The sequence below is a fragment of the Natronoarchaeum rubrum genome, assembly GCF_024494695.1.
In genome coordinates, this window is sequence record NZ_JANHDP010000009.1 from 1 (window position 1) to 12,085 (window position 12,085).

At 62.6% G+C, this 12,085-nt stretch carries 10 protein-coding genes and 1 pseudogene; 5 read left to right on the forward strand and 6 right to left on the reverse strand.

The window, feature by feature from the left end; translation table 11 throughout:
• Nucleotides 1-267 precede the first annotated feature (267 nt).
• The 3 genes from NO931_RS19455 to NO931_RS19465 form a co-directional block, all read right to left on the reverse strand.
• The gene (locus NO931_RS19455; protein ID WP_256394032.1) at nucleotides 268-534 is read right to left on the reverse strand and encodes a hypothetical protein; all 267 of its coding nucleotides are present in this window, start codon (nucleotides 532-534) and stop codon (nucleotides 268-270) included.
• Between the two features lie 7 nt (nucleotides 535-541).
• The gene (locus NO931_RS19460) at nucleotides 542-2,494 is read right to left on the reverse strand and encodes a glutamine--fructose-6-phosphate aminotransferase (RefSeq protein WP_256394033.1); all 1,953 of its coding nucleotides are present in this window, start codon (nucleotides 2,492-2,494) and stop codon (nucleotides 542-544) included.
• Nucleotides 2,495-3,178: 684 nt separating this feature from the next.
• The gene (locus tag NO931_RS19465) at nucleotides 3,179-3,616 is read right to left on the reverse strand and encodes a DUF7344 domain-containing protein (RefSeq protein ID WP_256394034.1); all 438 of its coding nucleotides are present in this window, start codon (nucleotides 3,614-3,616) and stop codon (nucleotides 3,179-3,181) included.
• A gap of 454 nt (nucleotides 3,617-4,070) precedes the next feature.
• Between NO931_RS19465 and NO931_RS19470 the strand changes: the two genes are divergently transcribed.
• Complete coding sequence (locus tag NO931_RS19470) at nucleotides 4,071-4,457, forward strand: DUF7344 domain-containing protein (protein WP_256394035.1); 387 nt, start codon at nucleotides 4,071-4,073, stop codon at nucleotides 4,455-4,457.
• A 134-nt stretch (nucleotides 4,458-4,591) separates the two neighbouring features.
• Nucleotides 4,592-4,891, forward strand: a complete 300-nt coding sequence (locus tag NO931_RS19475; RefSeq protein WP_256394036.1) for a HalOD1 output domain-containing protein — start codon at nucleotides 4,592-4,594, stop codon at nucleotides 4,889-4,891.
• Between the two features lie 253 nt (nucleotides 4,892-5,144).
• On the opposite strand, the gene NO931_RS19480 is transcribed toward NO931_RS19475, so the two are convergent.
• Complete coding sequence (locus NO931_RS19480) at nucleotides 5,145-6,107, reverse strand: transcription initiation factor IIB (RefSeq protein ID WP_256394037.1); 963 nt, start codon at nucleotides 6,105-6,107, stop codon at nucleotides 5,145-5,147.
• Nucleotides 6,108-6,811: 704 nt separating this feature from the next.
• On the opposite strand from NO931_RS19480, the gene NO931_RS19485 reads away from it, so the two are divergent.
• Both NO931_RS19485 and NO931_RS19490 read left to right on the forward strand, forming a co-directional pair.
• Entirely contained in the window at nucleotides 6,812-7,642 is an 831-nt protein-coding gene (locus NO931_RS19485) for a ParA family protein (protein WP_256394038.1), read from the forward strand.
• Complete coding sequence (locus NO931_RS19490) at nucleotides 7,635-8,426, forward strand: DUF7970 domain-containing protein (protein WP_256394039.1); 792 nt, start codon at nucleotides 7,635-7,637, stop codon at nucleotides 8,424-8,426. Before NO931_RS19485 ends, NO931_RS19490 begins: the two co-directional genes overlap by 8 nt.
• A gap of 89 nt (nucleotides 8,427-8,515) precedes the next feature.
• Here the strand turns inward: NO931_RS19490 and NO931_RS19495 are convergent.
• Nucleotides 8,516-9,709 (reverse strand): annotated as a pseudogene (locus NO931_RS19495) (orc1/cdc6 family replication initiation protein).
• Between the two features lie 540 nt (nucleotides 9,710-10,249).
• On the reverse strand, nucleotides 10,250-11,419 hold the full coding sequence (locus NO931_RS19500; RefSeq protein WP_256394040.1) for a tyrosine-type recombinase/integrase: 1,170 nt from the start codon (nucleotides 11,417-11,419) through the stop codon (nucleotides 10,250-10,252).
• Nucleotides 11,420-11,722: 303 nt separating this feature from the next.
• Here NO931_RS19500 and NO931_RS19505 point away from each other — a divergent pair, with 303 nt between their 5' ends.
• A complete protein-coding gene (locus NO931_RS19505) occupies nucleotides 11,723-11,872 on the forward strand; it encodes a DUF7563 family protein (protein WP_256394041.1) in 150 nt (49 codons plus the stop codon).
• The last annotated feature ends 213 nt before the right edge of the window (nucleotides 11,873-12,085 follow it).

Consider the following 12,085-nt stretch of genomic DNA (forward strand, 5'->3'; position numbering starts at 1 on the left):
GGGGGGAGGGGGGTATATAAACAGATCCGACACTCGAACGGGTGGTGGATTCTACCGACGTTTGTTTACTTCGTCTCAGTGCGTATCTTCGGCTGATCACACGCTCAGTTGTCTCGACTGCTGCCGATATAATAACGACGCAGTAACCCCCGTCGTTCGAGTGAATTGAATGACACGACTTTTCTGCTTAATTCAATCGAAATTTCAACCTCCCGGCCATCCGTGCCAACTACCGTTGCGAAGTCGACTTCTGGAAAGCCTCCCGAGCTACTCCCGCACTTTCTCGTTTTGCTGTGCGGCTTCGCCCGCGTTCGCCTTCGCGTTTCGCTGACGCACCCGCGCCAGCGCCTCGAAGTAGTGGTCGATCTCACGGTCTCGTTCCGCGAGGATCGTCTCCAGTTCGCGTCGCGAGAGATCGACCGGGAACGTCATCGCGAGCTTGATATCTCCGCCGTCGAGGCCGATCATCACCTGTCGGTCGCCGCCGTCGCGGTGCCAGCTGACGTGCACCTGCTCTGGGTCCATCGTTGACATCGGTGACTCACTCCACGGTGACGCTCTTGGCGAGATTGCGCGGTTTGTCGATCGGGCGATCCAGATAGTCGGCGACGTGGTACGCGACCAACTGGAGTTGGACGTTCGCGAGCACGGCGGCGACGTCGGGGTGGGCCTCGGGAATCGTCAGCGCGGCGTCGGCGGTGTCGATCACCTCGCGGTTTTCTTCGCTGACGACCGCGATCACGGGCGCGCCGCGGGCCTGGACTTCCCGGACGTTGCTCAGAGTCTTCTCGGTGTGCCGGCCGGTGAACACCGCGAACACGGGCGTGTTCGGCGTCACCAGCGCGAGCGGACCGTGTTTGAGCTGTCCGGCGGCGAAGCCCTCGGCGTGCTCGTAGGTGATCTCCTTGAACTTCAGGGCACCCTCCATCGCGACCGGGTGGGCGACGCCGCGGCCGATGAAGAAGTACGAATCCATCGCCCGGTAGCGGTTGACGACCTCCATCGCACGCGTCTCGTCGAGTACGCGCTGGACCGTCTCGGGGAGGGTCGACAGCTCCGAGAGCAGCTGGCGGCTGTCGTCGCTCTCGGAGTCGGCAATGTCGCGGGCCAGCCGTTCGGCCAGCAGCCCCAGCGAGGCGACCTGCGAGGAGAACGTCTTCGTCGCGGCGACGCCGATCTCGGGCCCGGCGCGGATGAACATCGCGTCGTCACACTCGCGGGCGGCCGTCGAGCCGACGACGTTGGTCATCGCGAGCGTTCGGGCGCCCCCTTCGGCGGCCCGACGAAGCGACTCCAGCGTGTCGGCGGTCTCGCCGCTCTGGGTGACGCCGATCACGAGCGTGTCCTCGTCGACCGGCGCCGGCGACATGGCGTACTCGCCGGCGCGGAACGTCTGGGCGGCGACGCCGCGGCGGGCGAGCAGTTGCTGACCGTACAGCGCCGCGTGGTAGCTCGTCCCGCAGGCGACGAACTGGATCGCCGAGACGTCCGCGAACGATCCCGGCGGGAACTCTTCGAGGCTGACGCCGTCTGCGCCGGAGGCGGGGACATCGTCGCTCGAATCCCTATCGCCGTCGTCGGCGTCCGATGCGGATGCGTCGGCGTCCAACGCAACGGCGTCGATCCCGGACGCCTCGCTCCCGTCGGTGACGATCGGCTCGCCCTCGTCGCTGGCGTCGATCCGCCCTTCGATCGTCTGGGCGAGCGCGGTTGGTTGCTCGCTAATCTCCTTGCGCATGAAGTGGTCGTACCGGCCCTTCTCGGCGTCCTCGGCGACCCAGTCGACCGTCCGAACATCGCGGTCCAGCGGGTCTCCCTGACCGTCGACGATTTCGTAGCCGTCGTCGGTGACGGTCACGATGTCGCCGTCCTCGAGGTAGACGACGCGGTCGGTGAACTCCAGGAACGCCGGCACGTCGCTGGCGAGGTAGTGGCAGTCGTCGCCGATCCCGAGCACGAGCGGGGATCCCTGTCTGGTGGCGTAGACGGCGTCGGCGTCGTCGGTCATCGCCGCGATGGCGTAGCTGCCTTGGAGCTGCTCGGCCATCCGGCGGAAGGCGACGTCGAGGTCGAGTCCGCGGTCGACGTGCTCCTCAAGCAGGTGCGGGATCACTTCGGTGTCGGTGTCGCTCTCGAACTGGTGACCGCGCTCGCGGAGGTCGGCCTTGAGCGCCTCGTGGTTCTCGATGATGCCGTTGTGGACGATCGCGATCGACCCGGTACAGTCGGTGTGCGGGTGGGCGTTGGCGTCCGTCGGCGGTCCGTGGGTGCTCCAGCGCGTGTGGCCGATCCCCATCGAGCCCTCGGGCGGCGACTGCTCGACGCGGTCCTTCAGGCGGTCGATCTTCCCCTCCCGCTTGTGGACCGCGAGACCGTGGCCGTTCTTGATCGCGACCCCGGCGGAGTCGTACCCCCGGTACTCCAGATTTTCGAGGCCGGTCAGCAGCTCGTCGACGGCGTCGCCACGTCCGATCCGGGCGGTGATGCCGCACATCGTCATCCACCCCCCGTGTCGGCGCCTCGGCGGTCATCAGCGCCAGTCCGAAGGTTGTTCGAGCGACGGTGCGATGAGTTCGCGTCGTGGCGGAAGTAGTTTGAGCGACGGTACGAACGGTCGTGTGGTGAGTGCGTTGCGGACATAGGTTTCTCGCGCGGTACGCCCCGGCGGTTCCGGGAACTGGATACTGCCCCTGTCCGGTGCGCCACTCTTTGTTATTGATCGGGTGCCAGTACGACAGAAGGTCCCTAGCACGGATAGGTTAGTTGTACGACCTATGAACGGCCTGTGACGACTGCGGCGATTGCGACCGTCGTACCGCACCGCGTGATGTCGCGGATCGTCATCGCTTCGGGCAGTTCGTCAAGTCGTCTCACTCAGTACGCCGCTGTCAGCAGGCACCGTCTTCTGCGCCGACACGCATTCGAAAGTGACGGCTTCGCCGCTGACCGCTCGGCTGCGCAGTCGATTTGCAGTCAGTCGAATGCATCAGTCGAGAACGGCACACGCGATGCTGAGCGGCCCTCAGTCCTCGCGCGACTGGAGCACGGCACAGCCCGTCAGCGCCACGAGCATCGCCAGGACGATGGCCGTCTGGACCCAATCAGCCGGGAACTGTACGGCCTGGCCGATCAGGAAGAGCCCACCGCCAATCAGTGTGATGCTCAGGTAGTAGCGCGGCTAGACCGTCTCCTCGTCGGACTGGCTGTCGAGGTACTCGTCCAGCTGGTCGGCGCTCTCGCCGAGCTTGATCGTTCCCCGGTTGCGATCGAACTCGACGATGTCGGCGTCGTCCATCTTCGGCAGATGGCACTGGTAGAGTCCGACGTACACTCGCTTTCGCTCTCCTGACGTCAGCGCGGCCACCGACTTGTCGTTCTCGAGCGCCGCCACGTGCTCGGCCAGCTCTCCCAGATCGACGGTTTCGTTCTCCTCGCGCCTGACGTACCGGAGCACCAGACGCCGTCGCTTGTTTTTCAGTATCTCGAAGACGATATCGAGCGGGAGCGGCTCCGGTTCGGCGGACTGTTCCGACTCCACCGACTCCCCTTCGTTTTCGACTTCGCCCTCGTCGTCCGTGCGTTCCGTCTCCGGAACGTCCATGTCACTGCTGGTCATACGGCCCGTTCTCGCGGGTCGACGGTTTGGTATTGTGCTCGCACGATTCGTACATCCCCATCATGTTGTTCTGTAGGCACGTCGCCGCTTCTCCTCCCCGTATCCGGTCCGCGGGTCCCTCGGCGTCGCCCGTTCTGTACGATTGAGTAATCAACCCCCCGCATTTTAAAGTTAATTAAACCAAGGTGATGCTTCCGAATCAAATTGGGTGGTACATCTTAACCGATCCAACTACACCGCTACTCGAAACGGCCGGCAGGTAAGTCACCGCTACGGGTTTGCCGCCCGAAAGGATCCGCCGAGTCGTCGAAAGTGCCGTCCCGGGCGCCTCCGGACGACTCCGATACATCGGCATCGAATGACTGCGTTTTGCCAGCGGTAGGTGGCTTTTACTCGTCACTCCAGTCAGCAAGGTGACGCATACTTACGTGGGTGAACGAAGCAACTCGCAGCAATGTCGGAGGAATACGGATCTAGGGGGAAGCAGGGAGACGCCGAACGTACTGCCGGACCAGTCACGTTCGACGAGTTGTTCACAGTGCTCTCGACGGCGCGACGCCGATACGCGCTGTACTGCATGGTCGAGACGCCGGCAGCGACGCTCTCGACGACTGAACTGGTCGACGAACTGGCTGCGCTCGAGAATCAGGTATCTGACGAGGCTCCGTCCCGCGACGAGATCGAGATGACGCTTCGCCACACCCACCTGCCGAAGCTCTCGGCAGCCGACGTGGTCGACTACGATCCCGAGCGATCGGTCGTGACCTATCGGGGCGGGCGACGCATCGATCGATGGCTCGATCGAACGATGGACGCCGAGATCGATCGACCGGGGTCCTGACCCGATCGTCGCTTCGGAATCGGCGACTCGTTCGTGGCTTTTGCCATAATATTTTTATCTCGTGCGGTGGATTACCATACGACAGGGGAGCGTCTTTCGTTCCATACTGGCGCGAGCCCCAAGGTCGGTCCCCCATGAGAGACACAGATTATCACAACGGGCGCGACGATCACCGATCCGACGCGCACCGCTTCGAGTGGTCCGACGACCCCGCCCTTAGCATCGCCGTCATCGAAGCGGTCGCGGCGGTCTCGGGCCGCGATCCCCTCGAGATAGAACCCCTGAACAGGTACGTCGATCCGGACGCGCTCGACGACATCTTCGAGCGCGACCAGGCGCCGTCGACGGCGCGCGGTCGGATCTCGTTCCCGCTGGAAGAGTATCTCGTGGTGGTTCACAGCGACGGCGAGATCCTCGTATATCCGCCGGAGTAGACGCCGCACCGGATCAAAGCGATCCTCCGAATTCGCGCTGTTCGCGTTCTCCAGTCGTACGGTCGGCAGCAGCCGTCAAAGCTGTCGGCATCAGTCGTCAAGGCTGTCTGAGTCGGCCCGTCGCGTCGCCGAGGCTCTGGGTCGGTCAGTAGAAAGTGGCATCGCATCGCCCGGGTACGACGGCAACGTCGTCCGCGGTAGAACAGCGGCGTCGTCGACGGTGACCTCTCGTTCGGTGGCGGCGTCGCCCCGCTTACTGTTTGTCCATCGCCTGGACCTGTTCCTGATAGCGGTTGCGGATCGTGACGACGGTCACCTGCGCGACGTCGGCGACCTCGCGCTGGGTGAGTTCCTGATCGCAGCGCTGTGCGGCCAGGTAGATCGCGGCGGCCGCACAGCCCGTCGGCGACTTGCCCGAGTGGAGGCCGCTGTCGACGGTCACGTCGACGATTTCCTTGGCGAGTTGGCGCACCTCCGAGTCGATGTCCAGTTGCGAGCAAAAGCGCGGCAGGTACTGCTTGGGATCGACCGGCTCCATCACGAGGTTCAGCTGCTGGGAGATGTGCCGGTAGGTGCGGCCAATTTCCTTGCGTTCGACACGGGAAACTTCCGCAACTTCGTCGAGGCTGCGGGGGATCTCCTCCTGGCGGCAGGCGGCGTACAGCGCCGCGGTCGCGACGCCCTCGATCGACCGGCCGCGGATCAGGTCGGCGTCCAGCGCCTTCTGGTAGATGACGCTGGCGACCTCTCGGACCGAGTGGGGGACGCCCAGCGCGCTGGACATCCGGGAAATTTCCGAGAGCGCCTGCTTGAGGTTGCGCTCGCCCGCGTCGCCGGTCCGGATACGCTGTTGCCACTTTCGCAGCCGTCGCATCCGACTGCGCTGCTCGGGTCGGATCGTCCGCCCGTGGGCGTCCTTATCACGCCAGTCGATCTTGGTCGTTAGCCCCTGATCGTGCATCAGCTCCGTCGTCGGCGCCCCCACGCGCGAGCGCTCCTGGCGCTCGGAGTGGTTGAACGCGCGCCACTCCGGGCCGTAGTCGATCGTCTCGTCCTCGACGACCAGCCCGCACTCGTCGCAGATGAGTTCGTGCCGGTCGGAGTTGTGAACCAGCGTCCCCGAGTTACACTCGGAGCACGTCGACCCTTCGCGGGACTCTCCCTCTTCCTCGTCCGTCTGTTGCTTCGGCCGATTGTATGTGTTTATTTTTGACATGGTGTCGTCGGAATCGTTCCTCCCCCTGAGGATACATTTATATCGGATGCCACCGCCGAGGGGTACTTAATCATCAGTGCTGTTCGTTCCCCAAACGGCGTCTGTCACCCTTAGTTATAAACTCGCTACAGCGGGTCGCGGCGGTCGACGCGAAGCTTACCGCTGCGGGCGATTATGCGGCGTCTACGCTAAGTGTTCGCTACCGTCCTTCCCACCCCTACGCACGCGCGAGCGTGGGTGTCAATCCGACGCGCGTTGATCCCGCGAGAAACGTCCCGGTTCCGGCACTGTCCCCTCGCCGAGGACACGTCGGCCTACCACTAGCGGAAGTCGCGGGATCAGCGACTGATTGATTTGCCCTCGACACTGCTCCGGTGGTTCGGCTATCGGATCGACGCCGACGTTCGGCGTCAGCCTGACGATCGTCAAGGAGTCGGATTTCGGCGTCGAGCAACTGGTCGTGACGCCCCGACTGGTCGATGAGAGACTGTGGTTCGGAACGGAATCAGATCCGCGAGGTCTGGGGGTCGCCGCCGAACGCCACACGCATTCTCCACAATGTTTGCACATTGTTAGACTTGTAGCTGCGACGAGACGCTCACCCGTGCGATAGTTATATACCAGTTGGTTGCACACCGGTACGTATCGGCCGACGCACAGTGCGCACATCTCAGACACTTCACACATTTCAAACATTGTAAACGATGGACCGAACGAACGCAGTCAGCGTGGCGCTGCAGAAAGGCGGCGTCGGAAAGACGACGATCGCGATCAACCTCGCCGAACGACTCGCCGCTCGCGGCGACGACGTGCTGCTGGTCGACCTCGACCAGCAGGGGAACGCGACCGAGGGCGTCGGATTGGCCGACGCCTACGAGGCCGACGTTCACCTCGGGAACGTGCTCGACGACGACGATCCGACGACGCCGGGCGACGTGATCCGTCCGGCCGCCGGCGAGACCGACTTCGAAGTGCTACCGGGGCACAAGGATCTCGACACCGTCGCGGACACGATCCGCAACACCCGCTTCGCGGAACTGTGGGTCCGCCGCCGGATCGTCGAACCGCTCGTCGAGGACGGCTACGACCGCGTCGTGATCGACTCGCCGCCGAACCTCGGACCGCTGTCGGACGCCTCGCTGATCGCCACTCAGAACGTGATCGTCCCCCTGCAGATGGCCGAACCCAGCGTCTCGGGGTTCGAGCGCATGTACACCCAACAGATCGTCCCGATCGACCGCGAGGTCGGGATCGACATTGCCGCGATCGTCCCGAACAAGCTCTCGGGCGACAACGAAGAAAAGCGCATCATCGGCGATCTCGAGGACTCCGAGTTCGGCGAGTACCTCCCCGAGTTCGCGCGGTCGGATCGGTTCGGGACGTCGCCGGGGCCGGGTATCCGCGAGCGCATCTCGTTCCGGCGCGCCTGGCGGGAGGGTGTCCCGCTGGCCACTTACGACCCCGACAGCGACATGCTCGATCGGCTCGACGAGCTCGCGGCGATCGTTCAGGATGGGGGTGTCACCGATGCCTGACGAGAACCGCTTCGCCGGGCTGAGCGACGCCGTCGACGAGGACGAGGAGAGTACCGACCAGCCGGAGAGCGGCGAGACTGCGAGTGAGGTGGGCCCAGACGGTGACGCCAGTACAAACGGCGACGGGGACGTGAACAGTGCAGAAAGTTCAGACATTGTGGACAGTTCGGACATTGTAAACCTTCCAGAAAGCTCGGACGGTGCAGACACTGTAGAATGCTCAGATGGTGAGAGTGACGGAAGCAGCCCGGATAGCACGGACGATATCGGGGAGCAAGCCGCTACGCCGGCAGACGACGAGAGTCAAGATATGAACAGTTCAGACACTGCGGACGGCGCGGGAGCATCGGGAACGACGGATATCGGGAGCGAGGAGGAAAGTGCGAACAGTGCGGACAGTTCAAACATTGTAGAAAGTGCAGACATTGCAGACAGTGTGGACATTGCGGACAGTAGAGACATTCCTGAGAGTGGAGACAGTTCGGACATTCCGAACAGTGTCGACGCCGAGGGGGAGACCGAACCGTCGGACGACGAGCCCGCCCCGTCGATCGCGGGCTCGGCGTTCGGCTTCGACGACACCGAACAGCACTCGGTGTACGTCCGCCCGGATGCCTGGCAACAGTTTGAGGACGCCGAGGCGCTCGTCGACGCTCGACTACGAGCCGAGCATGACGTCCGGGACCTGACCGGGCGGGAGTTCCACGACACCGTGCTGCGGGTAGCCAGCGATCACGAGGACGAGCTGGTTGAGGCGATTCTGGCGGCGCGGAAGGAGGACTAGGGACGGCGCTCTGTTCTTCGGTGGATTCAGAGACAGTGCGTTTCGTGTGCTTTTGCTGGCGGAGACACACCGCGTTTCCGATGGGTGTGTTACACCGTATCAATCAAGACATCGTGAACGGTTTCTGGATCTTCAAGCAATCGGTGAGACACGAACTTACCTTCGGAGCCGCCCATCTCTCGGGTCTGTTCGATGATGTCGAGAAACGCGTGTTCTTTCAGTAGGTCTCGAACACGGCGCTGCGAGAGCGAGTCAGAGGCGTGTTCAGAACAAACTTCCTCGTACATATCGTAGATTCTCGACGTTCGGAATTCGTCTTTCCGGTCGGAGTTGAGCGAAAGGAGCGTAAGCGCCTGTAGCGCGTACCGCGAATGAGGAGTCGCACCGCGGATCAACTCACGGAAGCGGTCTGTTTCCGCGTGGTCTCGCGCTTCGTTTACGAACCCTTCCTTGACTGATGTGACGCCCCGGCTTTGTGCAATCTCGCCGGCGTAGCGAAGCATATCGATCGCCTTCCGTGCATCGCCGTGTTCCTGAGCAGCGAGCGCTGCCGCTCGCGGGATCACGCCCGATTCGAGAACCTCCTCCCGGAAAGCATCAGCCCGAGCGTTCAGTATCTCTCGAAGCTGATTGGCGTCGTACGGTGGGAAGACGAACTCCCGCTCGCAAAGGCTCGACTTTACGCGCTCATCCATCCGAGATTTGTATTTGATCTTGTTACTGATTCCGATGACGCCAATCTTCGACTGTTCGATCTTCCCGGCCTCGCCAGCCCGCGAGAGTTACATCAGCACGGAGTCCGAATCGAGAATATCGATCTCGTCGAGGATGACGATCGCGACGTCGAGGCGATCGTCCAGAATTCGCCAGAGTCGGTTGTAGTACGACGACGTACTGATGCCCTTCTCCGGAACGGTGATACCGGTCTCGTCGCTGTCGTTGAACGACTTCGCGAGGGCGCGCACGGTCTGTGTCTCGGTCGGGTCCTGCGAGCAGTCGATGTATGCGTACTCGACGTCGATACCCCTCTCGTCTGCGAGTTCCACTGCCGTTCGCGAGACGTGTTTGGCACAGAGCGACTTCCCGGTCCCCGTCTTGCCGTATATCAGGACGTTGCTCGGTGACTGACCGAACAGCGCCGGGTTCGTCGCGTTCGCGAGGTCCTCAATCTCCTCGTCACGGCCGACGATCCGGTCGTTGCGTGGAAGGTGGTTGATCTCCAGCAGCTCCTTGTTCGAAAAGATCGGGTCCTCTTGCTGGAAGAAGTCCTCTGTGTCAGCCATCCGTTGACACCTCGTTTCCGATGGTCGGTGTATAATACCGACAGTACAATAGTTGAAACGCAGGTACGGAACCATCGGAAACGAGGTGCCGCTACTGTTCTCTTTCCCGATACGGTTCTTCAGTGGTAGTTACGAACGACAAAAATAACGGCCCCGCGTAGCGGTTCTCGTGGATCTGAGGCGATCAAGTCGCCTCTCTTATCTGATCCACGATTCACTTATTGGAATCTAATGCTATGAGCCATATTAAATCTATGTCAGACGCATATCATCGAGGTGCAGTTTTCCACCCGATTTAGACAGAATACGTGCTAGGTCAAGCTGATTCCCATCGGAAACGAGGTGTCTCTGTCTGATCTCTGACGACCGACGTGCTTCAGTCGCGTCTCCATCGGAAACCCGGTGTGTCTCTCCAAAATGACCCATCGGAAACACGGTGTTCGTCGCATCGTCTTACTATTGGCCCGCTGTTCGAAGAAGCCGTAGCTCTCCACCTATCGAGCATCTTTAACACCGTTTCTCTTTACCGGAGATCGACTGTCACTCCCCGTCCAGCACGTCCTCAATCCGCTCGCGTCGCTCCACCGCGTTCTGTTCCCGATAGGCATCGTGGGTCGTCTCGATCGACTCGTGGCGCAGCGTCTCCTGGGCCAGCTCGGCGTCGGCCGCGTACAGCCGATCGCCCAGCGCCCGGCGGCCGCCGTGTGGTTTGAGGTACTCGCCGTCGACGTCGATACCGGCCGACTCGCAGAGCCGTTGCATCAGATTCCGGGCGCCGTTCTTCGAGAGCGCCGGCGGCGCGATCTCGTGGTGGCGCAGCAGTTCTGTCGAACCGTGCTCGTCCAGCGCGGCCTCGATCTCCGCCTCGGACCAGCCGCGCTCCTCCAGTCCGTCTCGCACGGCGCCAGACAGCGACGGCCGGTGACGTGTCGGGAACACCGGCCATTCGTCGGTCGGCGGTGCCAGGACGCGCTGGTACCGGTCAAGCGCGTCGACGACCTTGTCGGTCAGCGCGACGGACTGGCGTTCGCGGGTCTTTCCTAACACGCGAGCGACGCCGCGGTCGAGGTCGACGTCGGCCCAGCGGAGGCCGTCGCGGTGTTCGTCCCGCGGGTCGGCGAACACCTCGGCGCCGCGGACGCCGGTGAACGCCAGCACTGCGACGATCGCGCGGTCGCGAAACGGCGTCGGGTCGAGTTCGTCGCGGTTCGTCGCGTGGCCTTGGCGAGTATCGAGTTCCGCCCGAACGCGCTCGACGAGCGCGTCGAGCAGTGCGTCGCGCGCCTCGGGCGGCCAGAACTGTCGGTCTCGATTCCCGTGGTACTCCGGCAGGGCGTCCCGAACTCGGTTCGGCCGGGCGGGGTTGGCGTCGAGCCGTTCGTCGTCGACGCACCACGAGAGGAACGCGCGCACGATCGTGAAGTACGGTCCGTTGGCGTGGGTCGAAGCCGCCGACAGCGTCTCCTCGGGATCGGACGCCCGACTACGCAGATACTGGGCGTAGCGCCGGCAGTCGAGCACCGTCAGCTCCTCCAGATCATCGACGCCTCGCTCCTCGCGGAGGAACGCGACGAACTCTCCCAGCACGAGCTCGGTGTTCGCCCGGTAGTTGCCCGCGTCGAGCGCGTCCAATCGTGCTCGAACGGCGGTTTCGAGGTCGGTTACCCCGGGGTCATTCCCGCGATCCCCCCGTTCCTCCGAGTCGTCCATGCGCGTCGGCCGACGGCGGCCACCCACTTGTATTTACTGTGTCTTTCTCCTCTAAGACATAGTAACTGCTTATTCATCTCTTTCGGCTATATCTACTCTCTACAGTCCTGTACTCCGAGCATTGCACTCTATAAACTCCATTTCGATATAGGGATATAGATGCGGTCCAGCGGTCGGATCCCAGCCGCTGTTTCCTGGATGGAACCCAACGTTAAACGTCGTATAATCGGAACGTGTCGGACCACAGGGGCCGGGTATACGGCTTGTAACTATGGCCTATGGTCCCGTCGAGCCGAACGTCACATGCCACACTGTGAGAACTGCGGTGGATTCGTCACCCGGAACTTCGTCCGAGTGTTCGGAGACAACCACGACAACGTGCAGGGGTGCATGGAGTGTTGCGACCGAACTGCGGTCAGAGAAGGCGGCGTCGTCGCGGAACCGACCACTTGAGGACCGTTCTTACACAGCTCCGACGTCGCTGTTCTCCCGATCGTCAGTTTCGCCAGTGCCGTAGCAGGCGGGCGTGCAACCCCAACCGAGCGACGCAGTACCTCGATTTTCTCGCTTAGTGATACTCGGTCGCGCTCCGCTTTGCGATCTCCGGCTTCGTCGATGGCCGGGACTCGCATTCGTCTCGAATCCGTGAAGACTGGCCGCGAGACT

What these genes read in the sequence shown, in the direction of transcription:
- NO931_RS19455 (WP_256394032.1), bottom strand. Translation starts at nt 534, where the DNA reads ATGTCAACGATGGACCCAGAGCAGGTGCACGTCAGCTGGCACCGCGAC.
- NO931_RS19460 (WP_256394033.1), bottom strand. Translation starts at nt 2,494, where the DNA reads ATGTGCGGCATCACCGCCCGGATCGGACGTGGCGACGCCGTCGACGAG.
- NO931_RS19465 (WP_256394034.1), bottom strand. Translation starts at nt 3,616, where the DNA reads ATGACCAGCAGTGACATGGACGTTCCGGAGACGGAACGCACGGACGAC.
- NO931_RS19470 (WP_256394035.1), top strand. Translation starts at nt 4,071, where the DNA reads ATGTCGGAGGAATACGGATCTAGGGGGAAGCAGGGAGACGCCGAACGT.
- NO931_RS19475 (WP_256394036.1), top strand. Translation starts at nt 4,592, where the DNA reads ATGAGAGACACAGATTATCACAACGGGCGCGACGATCACCGATCCGAC.
- NO931_RS19480 (WP_256394037.1), bottom strand. Translation starts at nt 6,107, where the DNA reads ATGTCAAAAATAAACACATACAATCGGCCGAAGCAACAGACGGACGAG.
- NO931_RS19485 (WP_256394038.1), top strand. Translation starts at nt 6,812, where the DNA reads ATGGACCGAACGAACGCAGTCAGCGTGGCGCTGCAGAAAGGCGGCGTC.
- NO931_RS19490 (WP_256394039.1), top strand. Translation starts at nt 7,635, where the DNA reads ATGCCTGACGAGAACCGCTTCGCCGGGCTGAGCGACGCCGTCGACGAG.
- NO931_RS19500 (WP_256394040.1), bottom strand. Translation starts at nt 11,419, where the DNA reads ATGGACGACTCGGAGGAACGGGGGGATCGCGGGAATGACCCCGGGGTA.
- NO931_RS19505 (WP_256394041.1), top strand. Translation starts at nt 11,723, where the DNA reads ATGCCACACTGTGAGAACTGCGGTGGATTCGTCACCCGGAACTTCGTC.